The sequence below is a fragment of the Paenibacillus sp. GM2FR genome (assembly GCF_002803325.1).
GTDB classification, from domain to species: domain Bacteria; phylum Bacillota; class Bacilli; order Paenibacillales; family Paenibacillaceae; genus Paenibacillus_AQ; species Paenibacillus_AQ lautus.
Map to the genome: position 1 here is coordinate 2,603,344 of NZ_MKZM01000008.1, position 13,767 is coordinate 2,617,110.

The 13,767-nt window shown below is 48.6% G+C and carries 14 protein-coding genes; 3 read left to right on the forward strand and 11 right to left on the reverse strand.

Translation table 11 applies throughout. From position 1 onward, the window contains the following. Both PAEVO_RS11640 and PAEVO_RS34615 read right to left on the reverse strand, forming a co-directional pair. Entirely contained in the window at positions 1-720 is a 720-nt protein-coding gene (locus tag PAEVO_RS11640) for a YebC/PmpR family DNA-binding transcriptional regulator (RefSeq protein ID WP_100539426.1), read from the reverse strand. A 141-nt stretch (positions 721-861) separates the two neighbouring features. Continuing rightward, a complete protein-coding gene (locus PAEVO_RS34615) occupies positions 862-996 on the reverse strand; it encodes a zinc-binding dehydrogenase (protein WP_279300446.1) in 135 nt (44 codons plus the stop codon). A gap of 169 nt (positions 997-1,165) precedes the next feature. Here PAEVO_RS34615 and PAEVO_RS11650 point away from each other — a divergent pair, with 169 nt between their 5' ends. Next, on the forward strand, positions 1,166-2,374 hold the full coding sequence (locus PAEVO_RS11650) for an MFS transporter (RefSeq protein ID WP_100539428.1): 1,209 nt from the start codon (positions 1,166-1,168) through the stop codon (positions 2,372-2,374). Between the two features lie 176 nt (positions 2,375-2,550). On the opposite strand, the gene cysI is transcribed toward PAEVO_RS11650, so the two are convergent. After that, complete coding sequence (cysI, locus tag PAEVO_RS11655; RefSeq protein ID WP_100537691.1) at positions 2,551-4,275, reverse strand: assimilatory sulfite reductase (NADPH) hemoprotein subunit; 1,725 nt, start codon at positions 4,273-4,275, stop codon at positions 2,551-2,553. A 36-nt stretch (positions 4,276-4,311) separates the two neighbouring features. After that, on the reverse strand, positions 4,312-6,150 hold the full coding sequence (locus PAEVO_RS11660) for an assimilatory sulfite reductase (NADPH) flavoprotein subunit (protein WP_100537692.1): 1,839 nt from the start codon (positions 6,148-6,150) through the stop codon (positions 4,312-4,314). Between the two features lie 244 nt (positions 6,151-6,394). Between PAEVO_RS11660 and cdaS the strand changes: the two genes are divergently transcribed. Continuing rightward, positions 6,395-7,012, forward strand: coding sequence for a sporulation-specific diadenylate cyclase CdaS (gene cdaS / locus PAEVO_RS11665; RefSeq protein WP_100537693.1), 618 nt, complete (start codon positions 6,395-6,397; stop codon positions 7,010-7,012). 105 nt (positions 7,013-7,117) lie between these two features. Further along, complete coding sequence (locus PAEVO_RS11670; RefSeq protein WP_100537694.1) at positions 7,118-7,720, forward strand: dihydrofolate reductase family protein; 603 nt, start codon at positions 7,118-7,120, stop codon at positions 7,718-7,720. A gap of 78 nt (positions 7,721-7,798) precedes the next feature. Here the strand turns inward: PAEVO_RS11670 and bshB2 are convergent, their stop codons facing one another. The 7 genes from bshB2 to PAEVO_RS11705 form a co-directional block, all read right to left on the reverse strand. Next, positions 7,799-8,455 (reverse strand): bacillithiol biosynthesis deacetylase BshB2, encoded by a 657-nt coding sequence (bshB2, locus tag PAEVO_RS11675; RefSeq protein ID WP_100537695.1) that lies wholly within the window; start codon positions 8,453-8,455, stop codon positions 7,799-7,801. Between the two features lie 22 nt (positions 8,456-8,477). After that, complete coding sequence (locus PAEVO_RS11680) at positions 8,478-8,822, reverse strand: YojF family protein (protein ID WP_100537696.1); 345 nt, start codon at positions 8,820-8,822, stop codon at positions 8,478-8,480. Positions 8,823-8,923: 101 nt separating this feature from the next. Next, positions 8,924-9,415 (reverse strand): 2-thiouracil desulfurase family protein, encoded by a 492-nt coding sequence (locus tag PAEVO_RS11685; protein WP_100539429.1) that lies wholly within the window; start codon positions 9,413-9,415, stop codon positions 8,924-8,926. A gap of 186 nt (positions 9,416-9,601) precedes the next feature. Beyond that, positions 9,602-10,396 carry a helix-turn-helix transcriptional regulator gene (locus tag PAEVO_RS11690; protein ID WP_100539430.1) on the reverse strand — a complete coding sequence of 265 codons (795 nt, stop codon included), beginning with the start codon at positions 10,394-10,396 and terminating at the stop codon, positions 9,602-9,604. 189 nt (positions 10,397-10,585) lie between these two features. Beyond that, entirely contained in the window at positions 10,586-11,674 is a 1,089-nt protein-coding gene (locus PAEVO_RS11695; protein ID WP_100537697.1) for a Gfo/Idh/MocA family protein, read from the reverse strand. Positions 11,675-11,688: 14 nt separating this feature from the next. Then, positions 11,689-12,636 (reverse strand): AraC family transcriptional regulator, encoded by a 948-nt coding sequence (locus PAEVO_RS11700; protein ID WP_100537698.1) that lies wholly within the window; start codon positions 12,634-12,636, stop codon positions 11,689-11,691. 22 nt (positions 12,637-12,658) lie between these two features. Continuing rightward, the gene (locus PAEVO_RS11705) at positions 12,659-13,660 is read right to left on the reverse strand and encodes a Gfo/Idh/MocA family protein (protein WP_100537699.1); all 1,002 of its coding nucleotides are present in this window, start codon (positions 13,658-13,660) and stop codon (positions 12,659-12,661) included. Positions 13,661-13,767: the final 107 nt, after the last annotated feature.

Below are 13,767 nucleotides of genomic sequence, written 5' to 3' on the forward strand. Positions count from 1 at the left end.
CTATTCCTCAAATTCCACGTTGTGATATACCTGCTGAACATCCTCGAGGTCTTCCAGTGCATCGATCAGCTTCTCGAACTGTACCTGTCCGTCTTCCGGTAAGGAGACAAAATTCTGTGCCAGCATGGTAAGCTCGGCAACGGTAAACTCCGTAATTCCAGCAGCCTTGAATGCTTCCTGAACCGCATGGAACTGATCGGGTTCAGCATAGACGATCACAGCTTCTTCCTCTTCCAGGATGTCACGTACATCCAGGTCGGCTTCAAGCAGCAGATCCATGACTTCCTCAGCCGACTTGCCTTCGACGCCGATTACTGCGGTAGGATCAAACATATAAGATACCGAACCGCTGACACCCATATTGCCGCCGTTCTTATTAAAGGCAGAACGTACAGCAGGCGCCGTACGATTGACGTTGTTAGTTAAAGCGTCAACAATGATCATCGAACCATTCGGACCAAAACCTTCATAGCGCAGCTCTTCATAATTTTCATCCCCGCTGCCTTTGGCTTTATCCAAGGCGCGGTCAATAATGGCTTTCGGCACGTTGTATGTTTTGGCACGCTCAAGAACAACCTTCAGCGCACGGTTGGACTCGGGATCCGGCTCGCCTTTTTTGGCAGCAACATAGATTTCCACACCGAATTTCGCGTATACGCGACTTGTATTAGCATCCTTGGATGCTTTCTTTTCCTTAATATTATTCCATTTACGGCCCATACGTTTCCGCTCTCTTTCATCATTGAATCTGTAGCCGGTATTCAATAAATACCCCTGTCCATTATATCTCTATTAAGTCCCTTGAACAAGGTTAAGAGCGTAGATCCGGAAAATAGACACATGCCCTTCCTTAATAATAAATCAGGGCTGATCACCCACTAGTAAGATCACCTTTCCCCTGCCATGACCTGTTTCAATAAAGCGATGCGCTTCCGGCGCCTCGTGCAGCGGATATACCTCTCGAATATGAATTCGAATGTAACCCTTCATATACAACCCACCAGCTCCTTCTTTTTCGCGAGAATAAACTAGACGAAATAAAGAAACATTTGACTATTTGTAGACAAAATAATATTATGTCTATGTATATAACAACGAAATGCGCATTCGCTTGTTTTGTACCATATCTGATCTGTTACGTACAGATCCCGAAAGGAGACACCTTATTTTGCTTAACAATCCCTATGTTCGAACGATTGTCTTGTCACGCGTTCTCTTGAATCTTGGCATTTGGGTTCGTAACTTTGCCATTCTGCTATACGTTACCGACATGACAGGCAACAACCCTGTGTATGTGTCCCTCATATCCGTAGTCGAATTTGCACCCATTTTCTTGTTTGCCTTCATCGGCGGTACTTTCGCGGACCGCTGGCGACCTAAGCGTACGATGATTAGTTCTGATGCATTGTCTGGGGTATCGGTATTTCTCGTATTGATCGCCGTTCATAACGGGTCGTGGCAGGCATTGCTGGTACTCACATTTTTCTCAGCTGTTATGTCACAATTCTCTCAGCCCTCAGCGATGAAGCTGTTCAAACAGCATGTACCCGCTGATCAGCTGCAATCCGTGATGGCCATGTTTCAGTCTATGGTTGCCTTCTTTACGGTCATCGGCCCGATCGCAGGTGCGTTTGTATATCAAAAGTTCGGCATTGAAACATCGCTGATCGCAACAGGCGTGTTATTCCTGGGTTCTGGATTGATTCTGACTTTGCTGCCCCGTGATTTGCAGAAAGAGACACAAGCCAAGCAGCAGAATCTGAAACAAGAGCTTACCGAAGGCCTTCGCTATGTATGGAATAATCAAGCGCTCCGAACCCTTGGCGCGACTTTCGCCGCAGCTGGCTTGGCAGCGGGACTTATTCAGCCGCTCGCGATATTTGTGACGATTGAGAACCTTGGTCAGGATAAGTCATTCTTGCAATGGCTGTTAACGGTCAATGGTGCGGCGATGCTCATCGGAGGAGGCTTCGTCATGGCATTTGCCAAGAAAATCCCCCCACAAACCTTGCTAGCTCTCGGTCTGACCGTTAGTGCTATCGGGAACCTCGGTATCGGCTGGTCGACCAGCATCATGTTTACGCTGCTGCTTCTAGTGCTTAACGGATTCTTTTATCCCACCATCCACATTGGAATCAACACCCTGATCCTAAACCATACGGAGGGGCCGTACATTGGTCGGGTGGGCGGTACCCTAACCCCGATCTTTATGGGAATGATGGTGCTGGGCATGTCTTTGGGAGGATTGCTCAAAGACCAGCTGTCCCTGTTCGCCGTTTATGCGGTCAGCTCCCTCTTGTTCCTGACAGGTTCGGCGATACTGATCCCATTGTTTAAAAAGAAACCGAGCACCGCCGCCGTATTGGAGCAATGAACAACCATAAAAGCCGCCTCCCATTTCAAGAGGCGGCTCTTTTTGTTTGAAATATGGGTTAAGACGGACGAACACCCCAAACGGTTTTAATTGATCTCAATCTAATGTACATAAACAAAACAAACCGGAGCTCTCCTCAAGAGAAACTCCGGTTTGTTTAGTACTGAGTAGTACCATTATGCGTGAAATTGTTGTCCGTCCAATACTTCCTTCACGTAGCCGGCGCGAATGACAAAGTCACCGAAATGCTCGCCTTGCTCGCGTTCTTGTGCGTATTGCTTCATGATCGGACGAAGGGAATCCAAAATCTCGGCCTCACCGATGTTTTCCTTATAAAGCTTGTTTAGCCGGTGACCGGAGAAGCCTCCACCCAGGTACATATTATATTTGCCAGGCGCCTTTCCGATAAATGCGATTTCGGCCAGCATCGGTCTGGCACATCCATTCGGGCATCCGGTCATTCGAATGACGATATCCTCTTCGCGAAGTCCGTTCTCTTCCAGAATGACATCGATTTTATCCAATAACGTCGGCAGATATCGCTCGGATTCTGCCATCGCCAATCCACAGGTCGGTAGGGCTACACATGCCATGGAATTTCTTCTCAGGGCAGAATAATGATTACCGTCCGTAAGCCCGTAACGCTTGATGAGTTCTTCAATCTTTTTCTTCTTGTGGCTGCTGACATTGGCAACGATCAGATTCTGATTGCCCGTCAGACGGAAATCTCCATTATGGACTTGAGCGATTTCGCGCAGGCCTGTCATCAGCAGGTAATCGGCTTCGTCTTTCACACGCCCGTTCTGGATGAACAGTGTAAAATGCCATTTGCCGTTGCTCCCTTTTACCCAGCCGTACCGATCGCCGTTATGGTCGAAATGGAACGGCTTTGCCTCCTCCAGCTTCCATCCCAGACGGCTGGAGAGCTCGTTGACAAACCAGTCAATCCCACGGTCATCAATCGTATATTTGAAACGAGCATGCTTGCGCACCGCACGGTCTCCGTAATCACGTTGAATCATCACCGTCTTCTCGGCCAAATCAACGATCTGTTCGGGTTTGCAGAAACCAATGACTTTCGCCACTTGTGGATAGGTCAACGTATCACCGTGCGTCATCCCCATGCCACCGCCTACAGAGACGTTAAAACCTTTCAACTCGCCGCCCTCAATGATCGCAATGAAGCCAAGATCTTGGGAAAATACATCAATATCATTGGAAGGCGGCACGGCCATCCCAATCTTGAATTTCCGCGGCAGGTACACCGGACCGTAGATCGGCTCCTGTTCCTCCGCATCCTGCAGGCTGTCTACGATCTTCTCGCCGTCCAGCCAAATCTCATGATACGCACGCGTCCGCGGATCGAGATGACTGCTAAGCATGCGTGCCCATTCGTATACCTCCGAATGAATTTCCGATTGATAAGGGTTCGGATTGCACATCACGTTACGATTCACGTCGCCGCAAGCAGCCAATGTGCTAAGCATGGCTTCATTGACTTCCTGAATGGTGCTCTTCATATTCCACTTCAATACACCGTGAAGCTGGAAAGACTGACGCGTTGTCAATCGAATCGTCCCGTTTGCATACTTCTGGGCTACGCGGTCCATCATCAGCCATTGCTCCGGCGTCACGACCCCGCCCGCGGCCCGAACACGAAGCATGAACTGGTAAGCAGGCTCCAGCTTTTGCTTGTGTCGTTCGTTACGCAAATCCCGGTCATCCTGCATATAACTGCCGTGGAATTTCATCAGCCGGTTATCGTCTTCGGGAATCGATGCCGTAATGCGATCCTCTAACGTCTCTACAAGACTGCCCCGCAGATAATTGCTTCGACGCTTGATGTCCTCGACATCGCTATGCGGCGCACTGTTTGGTGATACAAGGTTATTATCAGACATGTTTCTTTTCTCCTCTCGAAAACCACAGGGATGATCTTAATACACATCCCGCTGATAACGTTTCTGTTGCTGCATGAGCGTCAGATATTCCGCTGCTTCTTCCGGACTCATGCCGCCCTCTTGCTCGAGAATGGACCCGAGTGCGGAATGCACGTCATGAGCCATCCTCTTCTCATCGCCGCAGACATATACGCAAGCCCCTTCTTGGAGCCACTGGTATAGATCCTTGCTCTTCTCCAGCATGCGGTGCTGTACGTACACTTTTTTGTCCGTATCCCGAGAGAAAGCAACATCCATGCGCGTCAGTACTCCATCCTTCAACCAACGCTGCCATTCAATCTGGTAGAGGAAGTCCGTCGAGAAATGCTGATCTCCGTAGAACAACCATGATTTCCCTTCTGCCCCCGTCTCTTCCCGTTCTCCCAGAAAGGCTCTGAAAGGTGCCACGCCTGTACCAGGTCCGATCATAATGATCGGGGTATCCGGATTCTCGGGCAGCTTAAAGTTCGGGTTGTGCTGAACGTATACCGGCAGTGAATCGCCAGCTTCCAGACGCTCTGCCAATTGTACGGAGCAGACGCCATAGCGGTGGCGGCCATGTGCTTCATAACGGACCGTCCGAACGGTAACATGGACTTCATCGGGGAAGGCTTTGGAGCTGCTGGCAATCGAGTACAGCCTGGCAGGAATTTTGCGCAGTATGGATACAAATTCGCTTGCCGGCACTTGCTGCAGACCATAATCCTGTACCAGGTCGAGCAAATCCCTTTCTTCGATATAGGTACGCAATTCCTGCTCATGACCTGGCTCCAGCAATGTTCGAAGTCCTTCATTCCCTGAGACCTTAACCACTTGCTCGATCAGAGGTTTCGTGAGAACCGTAATTTCGTAGTGACGGAGCAAGGCATCCCGAAGCGCTCGCGCTTCACCATGTTTATTAATGACGACCACTTCATCAGCATTCCATCCCATAGCAGCGATAAGATCATCCACAAGCTGCGGATGATTTTCCGGATAGATTCCTAAGCTATCGCCCGGCTCATACTGCAAATTCGATCCTTCAAGAGAAATTTCGATATGACGTGTTTCACGGTCGGATCCTCTTCCGTTCAAATTCAAATTCTCGAGGATTTCCGCTTGAAATGGATTGCTTCTTGAAAATTCCGATTCCGTACTATCGCTCAGGGCTACCGCACTCCCATTTTCAACAACGAGTGATCCCGTTCCAGCCTCATTCAACGATAGAAGAACCTGGTTCATCCATTCAGCAGCCGACTCATCAAAGTCTACATCGCAGTCAACTCTTGGCGTCAGCCGCTTACCGCCCAATTCCTCAAGCCGCTTGTCGAAATCTTTACCCGTTTGGCAGAAAAATTCATACGAGGTATCCCCCAGCGCCAGTACGGAATATTGAAGATGGTCTACCTGAGGTGCCCGCTTGCTGTGCAGAAATTCATAGAATGGTATGGCGTTATCCGGCGGTTCGCCCTCTCCATGCGTACTGACGATAATAAGGAGATTCTGTAACTTCTTCAGGTTGTTCGGTTTAAAATCGCTCATAGAAGACATCGTGACCTGAAGGCCAACCTCTTCCAGCTTCTTCGATAACTTTTTCGATAATCCATGACCATTGCCTGTCTGGGATCCGTACAGGACTGTGACTTCTTTAGCAGCCGTCGCCACCGGTGCCGATACAGCGGCTGACGTGTTTGCTTGTGGTGCTGCCGCAACTGCTGCTGCGGCTGCCGTTCCCTGTAATGCAGCGATATATCCGCTGAGCCAGGTCCGCTGGGATTCCGTCAAAGTGGGCAGAAGGCGATTCAGCAGTTCCACCTGTTCCTGATTAAAAGGACTGTTCATTACTTGAAGTTCCAACAATATCCACCTCTCAAAAGCGCACATTATTAATTCCTACTATTACGATACAATTAATTTTATTACTCCTCTGAACCTATCACAGCTTACCTAGACCGGTCAATTACAATGTTCTTATAGCATTTATCAGTTTTACTAATAAATCGATTTTCCGGGTTTAACTATAGGAGAAACCCAGCCTGCTTTAGAGAATATCGATAATACAGAATGGTAATGATACCAATGATAAGGAGGAAGATGTCGGATGCAAAATCAGGATTGCAATTTTACGCCGCTGAAAAACAAATTGAAGGAACAGCTCACGGATATCACGAGACAATTGCAGCATATCATCGTCAATTTGGACCAGGACAGTTCATGTCTGCTGGGCGAGCTGGATCTTGTCAGAACTAAATTTTTGGAAGCTGAATCGATTTCATCAACGTATTATCTCAATTGTTTTCTCTTCCCCTTCACCAGCAAATATCAAGAAATCGCTAAATCCATATATCATCTCAGTCAAAAAAATCTGGGTGCATTAATTGTGATTCAACGGGAAGACGGCCTGGATTCGTTAATAACGCCCGGCATTCCCTTGTCCGCAGAAATCACAAGCCCCCTGCTTGAATCCATATTCGTTCCAGGCAGCCCGCTTCACGACGGAGCTGTGCTCGTACGCAAGGATATGATTATTTCCGCTGCGAACGTGCTGCCTTTAACAGCCAAAACCTACGGGGATCGCAAGCTCGGAACCCGTCATCGTGCAGCCATTGGCCTGTCGGAAATCAGCGATGCCCTGGTACTCGTTGTATCGGAGGAGACGGGTAAAACCTCCTTCTGCATGAAGGGCACTCTTTATCCTTTATCTATAAGCAGCCCCTAGTATTTGCTGTTGATTCGTACAGCCTCCTAGATAGCAAATGATGAGAAACCTTCTCAGAAGGCTTATGCTATCGTTGTCCTATAAAGACAAGGAAGGTGATTATCGATGAATTCATTTAAAGAAGGGACCGAAGTGTCATCCCCAAGAAAAGTAATCTATTCCATGATGGTATCGCTTGACGGTTTCATCGAAACCGAGGATCATCTTATCGATTGGTCCACGCCCGATGAGGAGCTGCACCGATACTTTAATGAGGCGGAGAACGAAATCGATATTCATTTATACGGCCGGCGACTCTACACCAATATGGCATCGTATTGGCCAACCGCAGATCTTAGTCCGGAGGCACCCGACTACGAAATTGAATATGCTCGGAAATGGAAGAATCAAAAGAAAATTGTTTTTTCCACGACGCTTGATCATGTGGATTGGAATTCTACTTTAGTCAGGGGTAATATTAAAGAGTTCATGGAGGAGCTGAAGCTCCAGCCTGGCCTGCACATGGATCTCGGGGGAGCCGGAATCGCTGCGTCCTTCATGGAGCAAGACTTAATTGATGAATACCGTCTTTATATCCATCCGATTGTTCTGGGAGGCGGCACGCCGATGTTCCATTCTCTCCGCAACCGGATTCATCTTCAGCTTGTTGAATCTCGAGCCTTTGGTTCGGGGGTTGTCCTCCTTCGATATCAACCGAAACCGACTTAACGAATTAGACCAAACCATGCAAAAAAGAGCCACAGATCCTGTGGCTCTTCTTCATGGATTCATCCCATGACGGGGAAATTATTCAAATGTATAGGTCCAGAAACGTTCCGTTCCGAAGCGCTGCTCCACTTCCTTGGCTTTCATCTGTTTCTTGCCCAGCAGCTCTGCTGCCTGGAATTGAGAGCGATGGGCTTGAATGGAGTTCAGCTTCTGTACCATAAACATGGATACATCTTGATAAACATCCGGTTTACCCAATTCTTGCTCACAATTGTTGGAGAATGCCAGACATTGAACGACAGGTCTATCACCGGCCGGCATCCGCTGAATCGTCCGGATTACGGCTGCACCCGTTGCGTCATGGTCAGGGTGAACGCTATATCCAGGGTAGAACGTGAACACCAGCGATGGCTTTATCTCCTGAAGCAGAGAGGCGATCGCGCTATCCAGCTTATTTTGATCCTCGAATTCAATCGTTTTATCATGGAAACCAAGCAATCTCAAATCCTGTATGCCTATCGCTTTGCAGGATTCCTCCAGCTCTGCTTTGCGAATGGTCGGTAATGTGATACGGTTCGCAAACGGAGGAATGCCCATATTGCGGCCCATCTCCCCAAGCGTTAAGCAGGCATAGGTAACATGAGCGCCTTCCATAATATATTTAGCCAACGTTCCGGATAAACCAAATGCTTCATCATCCGGGTGCGGCAATACGACCAGTATGTTTTGCTCCATCAATCCTCGTCTCCTCTCTCTATTAAAAAGGCTCCCGGCTCAGCTGCAAAGCGACAACAAGTTTACCCTGACTGTCATGACCCGCCATGATCAGCCGATCGGTATCCGTCTGTTCGAAATGGGTGAGTCCTTCCGTATACACCCAGCCTTGGCTCATTTTCAATCCAACCCGATAGGGTCCATTGCCGGATATCGAACCGTGGCTGTAACGAATCGTTGCATTTGTAATAAAGTTAGCCGCTGGGTGCTTCGAGCTGTCATAATGGGCAGCGTAAGCGCCTGTCGTCATCTCAAGATGAATATATAAATCCTGATCCTTCAATTTATCAATCATTTGTTGCACTTCAGTTTGATTTATGAGTTCCATAATTCCCTCCAATATAAAGAATCACAACATGTAAGCAGTCGATATGATAATTCTATCATAATTATAGAGCAGGACGAAATTACACGAACCCGATGAGCATATTAACTCACAGCAAAAAGAGAGGCGTATTCCGGCTGTGCTGCATAGGTTCTAAGGTCGTGCTCCGAAATAACCGTATAACCTTCCCTGCGCAGCAGAGCCGTAGTCACGCCATAACCGGCTATCTTCTCATTGGCAAATTCTCCGTTATAAATCATGGCACTGCCGCAGGAAGGACTGCTCTCTTTCAGTACGATCAGCAATGCTCCGAGCTCTTGTGCCACTCGAAGCGCTTGGTGGGCACCTTTTAAATACATCTCGGTCACGTCTTTCCCGGATAACTCAACAACTCTAGCATTCCCTGCCAGTACGTCATCGCCGTTTCCTCCAACGATCTCCGCAGGCTCCCGTGGAGTTGAGAATCCGCCAAGCAGTTCGGGACATACGGTCACAGCTTTCTTGGCTTCAACCAGCTGCTGAATATTCGCATCCAAGCTGTCCGTAGCGTTATAACGAACCTTCAAACCGGCTAAACATGAGCTTACAACAATCACAGGGGCCACCTCAAATCTCTCGTTCTTACTTACATACTGCATACTACTACACTAAGCCGTTCGCCCTCATTCAAGTATCAGGAATCGGAACCCAAATGTCAACGAAATGCAATGAAGAGTTGCAAGGTGTGCGGTCCCCTTCAATGCCAAAAATGTATCAATATACGAACCGATCCTCTCCATGGCTCAACGCAGCATGGGAGCAACCCTCTTGAGGAAGTGATTCATTAATAATGGCAGAGAAATCAGAATCGGCGGATCATCCAGCCGGGGAACATGCAGGGTTACATGAAGATGCGGGGTCTTAGCATTTGGGGTAACGATAATGGGTTCCTTCGAACGAGTACGCAGCGTGGTCGACTTAGGAAGCAAGAAATCAACTGCCTGCATACCCCATGGGACCGAGGTAGCCATCAGATAATATGTTCCGGGTCTGACGTCTCCGAACCGGAACGAGCCGACGGAAGATAACAAAGTTCCGTATAATGGAAGCCCTTCGGGAATCGGCTTGGCGAACAGCCCGATCAAGATGACGCCCTGAAAGGGAGCCATTGCCTCTACCGTGCCCTCAACTGTCAGATTGGGATTCTCTACCGGTATGGAGTCACGCCAGCTGTTCAGTTTCTGCAGGGAGGACAGATGCTCGTCCGCCTCATCCTTCGAATTCCGAAACTGGGAAGGGGTCACTCCTACTCTTTCCGTGAAGCGTGTCGTAAATGTGCCCAGACTCTGCTGACCGATCTCCATGGCGATATCCCGGATACTCAGATGGGTATGTAATAGCAAGTCCTTCGCCTTCTCCAAACGAAGCGAGGACACGTAATATAATGGTGGCAGTCCGATTCGATCTTTAAATATACGCGAAAAATGATATGGGCTGTATCCTATGTAATCCGCCAGTGTCGATAACGGAAGAGGCTCATAAATATTTTTGTGAATATACGCGATTACCTCATCGATTTCAGCATATCGATCAGTCATCAGGTCTGCACCATCCTTCATTCCGGATATTATGTATGGGTCCGATCCAACTCTCCCGAGGAACAATTGTTCGCATTCATACTATCATATCCATCTAAAAAATGGAAGCTTTTATATGTTAAAAATATCACCATGCAAGTATCATAAAGCACATAAAAAAGCCGCGCTGCAAGCGCGGCTTTTTTACCATTAATCCAAGTCCAGAATATGAATCTCAACCTCTTTTTTGCTTTGGGAAGACCGCAAAATGCCGTCCAGAATCGCTTGATTCCGAAGCACCTGCTCGCCCGGGATCGGCGCCGGCTTGCCTTCGCGCACAGCGCTTACGAAATCCTTGATTTTCTCCTCAAATACGTTAAGCTCATGGCTGATCAGCGGTATGTCGCTTTCGGTATGATGACCTTGGATATCGTGGAACAAGGAGATCGATCCTACCTTCCCGTCCCACACACCGCTCCAAGGGCCTGAGCCTGCAGGTGTAATCTTCATGCCCGCATCCGTTCCAAGGAACATGGTCGCCCCCAGGGTATCCATATGCATAGCCCACGAAGTCTTAAAGTTAAGCACAAGATCTCCTTCGAATCGAATCATCGCTACGCCGAAATCCTCAACATTGAACGCTCCGGATTCGGAGTGGTATTTGGGGTTCGTTCCAAAATAATTCGATGTATACGCGGTGACCGTCAACGGCTTGGGATAACCCAGCGCGTTCAGGGCCATGTCCAAGGAATAACAGCCAATGTCCGCCATGGCGCCTGCCCCTGAAATCTCCTGCCGGACAAACGTGCCGCCCGGCATTCCACGGCGGCGACCGCCCCCGGTTTCCACATAATACACTTTTCCAAGCTCGCCGTTTTGAATCAGATTCTTAATGATGCCCATGTTCGGATCATAACGCGGCTGGAAACCCACATTGAGCATGTTCCCGGTTTTCTTCGAGATCTGGACCATCTCGATAGCTTCATCCAAAGTGACCGACATCGGTTTTTCGAGCATTACGTGTTTGCCCGCTGACAGCGCATCGACCGTGGTGCTGTAATGAGCGACGTTGGGCGTACAAATGCTTACGCCATCCAGGTCGAGATCTAACAATCTGCGGTGATCATCAAATCCGATTGCCCCCTGCAGTCCCCAGCGCTCAATAAATTGATCGGCTCTGCCGGGTAAAATATCAGCTACGGCGACAATCTGTACATCGTCGATTCGTTTATAATATTTTGCATGCTCCCCCGCAATGCCGCCGCTTCCAATAATTCCAATTCGAATGGTTTTGCCCATGGCTGATACTCCCCCTACAATTTCACATTCATTGCTCGATATGTTGATGGCGTATATCCATATCTCTTTCGAAACACGGTATGCAAATAACTTCCGCTTGAGAAGCCTTCGTGGATGGCGATTTTATCAATCGACCAATTGGTATCAATTAGCTTCCTGCATACGGCTTCAAGGCGGACGTGTTCCAGTATTTCGCTGAAGGACTGCCCTTCCGCCTGCTCCTTGAATATTCGCTGCAGCTGCCTCGAACTGATATGCAGCTTCTCCGCCACGTCATCCAGTACAACCTCTCCCGAAGAGTTCGCATGTATATACTCCAGCGCCAATTGATAGCGGTAAGCCTTCATATCCCGTGAAGGCAGCTCCGCTTCCGATGGCTCGGATTCATATGCACGTACAGCGCGCAGCAATATTTGAATAATGCACTGCTTAATCGTTGTATACAGACCCGAATACTTCTCCTGAGAAGCCTGATAAGCCTCAAGGAAATAAGGCATCGCACGATGGATATCCATCGTTGGCTTCAGCGGTAATCCCCTCAGCTTCTCCATACAGTCATCGGCTTCCGCCATTTCCCATGGATCCGAAACAGGCAGGGCCGGGCTCTCATGATCGGATACCTCATCGCGTGAAATAATGTCCACGTGCAGACATAATTCGTCCATTGGCTCTGCTGTATCCGCCTCCTGATAATGAAGCACATTCGGACCCGTTAAATAAAACATGCCTTCCCGCAGCGGATAAGGCTCCTCTTCCATAATAACGGTCCCCTTGCCGCGGGGTATGAAATGAAACTCATACTCCGCATGCTTGTGGAAGGAGACAATCTTTCCTGGCGGAAAGGTGGTGAGATGGAACCGAAGAACCCGGATCTCATAACGTCCCCAATAAACTCTCAGATCAAGCCGCTCCAAGGCATCCTGCCGATCTTTCATCAATTCGTATGGAAAATGGTTATTCATCCTGATGCATCATCCCTGTATCTTATGCTTGCAGTTCATCCAAACGAATGGCTCGATGCTCTTTGGCCGAACGGTTGGATGCTTCCATCAGTTTGGTTAGTTCAACCGCATATGCGATATTTTCCTCTGCAATGGTATCTTCTTGAATGTGGGAAATCCATTGTTCAAATGCACTTGCACGATTCGCCGGTACCGGCAGCTCAACCCAAGCATCCTTGTACTCTTCTTTTTTCGTTGAACGAATCAGAAGTTTGCTATCCGGCGTACCGTACAGGATCGTACCATCCGTACCATGAATTTCAATCGTAAATGGTGAGAAGCTGTTAACAAATCCGGCTTCTACGACACCGACAGCCCCCGTAGCCGTAGAGAGGGTAGCAACGGCGTTGTCTTCCACCTCTTTACCCGTGATGTATCCGAAATTCGCATGGACATCAACCGCTTCTTCACCGAGGAACAAGCGTGTCAAATACATCGGATGGCAGCCCAGATCGATCAGGGCGCCTCCGCGGCACTCCTCCAGGCTGTAGAAATGCTCAGGCAGCCAACCGGCAGTCGCGCCATTATGAGATAAGCGAACGCGAACGAGTGTTACGGTGCCGAGCAGCTCCTGCTGCAATACCTCACGGATCGCCAAGGTGTAGCCGTCATTCAGTCGCGGTAGCGATACCGTGAATTTGACTTGGTTCTCATTCACGGCTTTGATGATATCGTTGACCTCTTGAAGGGTGGCGGCAATTACTTTTTCCGTGAAAATGTGTTTGCCTGCTGCCGCTGCTTTCAACATTACTTCTCTATGCATGGATGTCGGAGCATCCACGATCACGGCATCGATCTCGTCACTTTGCAGCATGTCATCCAGGGACTCATAAAAAGATACGCCTTGCTTCTCCGCAGCTTCTCTTCCGCGCTCCGGGTTCTCATCCCATACCGCTACGATTTGAGCATCCGGATGCTCCTGTGCTTGTTTCGTATAATCCCAAGCGTGCACATGCCAATAACTAATTTTTCCGATTCTAATCATTCTCGTCACCTCAGTATCTAATATTAAGACATCATGCCATTAATCTATCACACGAACCGCCCAATTCACAGTGTGAAATTGCGACAATCAAGTTAGATATCACGACA

Excerpts from the sequence above, each read along its gene's own strand:
- PAEVO_RS11640 (WP_100539426.1), bottom strand. The coding sequence starts at position 720 with ATGGGCCGTAAATGGAATAATATTAAGGAAAAGAAAGCATCCAAGGAT.
- cysI (WP_100537691.1), bottom strand. The coding sequence starts at position 4,275 with ATGTCTGATAATAACCTTGTATCACCAAACAGTGCGCCGCATAGCGAT.
- cdaS (WP_100537693.1), top strand. The coding sequence starts at position 6,395 with ATGCAAAATCAGGATTGCAATTTTACGCCGCTGAAAAACAAATTGAAG.
- PAEVO_RS11670 (WP_100537694.1), top strand. The coding sequence starts at position 7,118 with ATGAATTCATTTAAAGAAGGGACCGAAGTGTCATCCCCAAGAAAAGTA.
- bshB2 (WP_100537695.1), bottom strand. The coding sequence starts at position 8,455 with ATGGAGCAAAACATACTGGTCGTATTGCCGCACCCGGATGATGAAGCA.
- PAEVO_RS11680 (WP_100537696.1), bottom strand. The coding sequence starts at position 8,822 with ATGGAACTCATAAATCAAACTGAAGTGCAACAAATGATTGATAAATTG.
- PAEVO_RS11690 (WP_100539430.1), bottom strand. The coding sequence starts at position 10,396 with ATGACTGATCGATATGCTGAAATCGATGAGGTAATCGCGTATATTCAC.
- PAEVO_RS11695 (WP_100537697.1), bottom strand. The coding sequence starts at position 11,674 with ATGGGCAAAACCATTCGAATTGGAATTATTGGAAGCGGCGGCATTGCG.
- PAEVO_RS11700 (WP_100537698.1), bottom strand. The coding sequence starts at position 12,636 with ATGAATAACCATTTTCCATACGAATTGATGAAAGATCGGCAGGATGCC.
- PAEVO_RS11705 (WP_100537699.1), bottom strand. The coding sequence starts at position 13,660 with ATGATTAGAATCGGAAAAATTAGTTATTGGCATGTGCACGCTTGGGAT.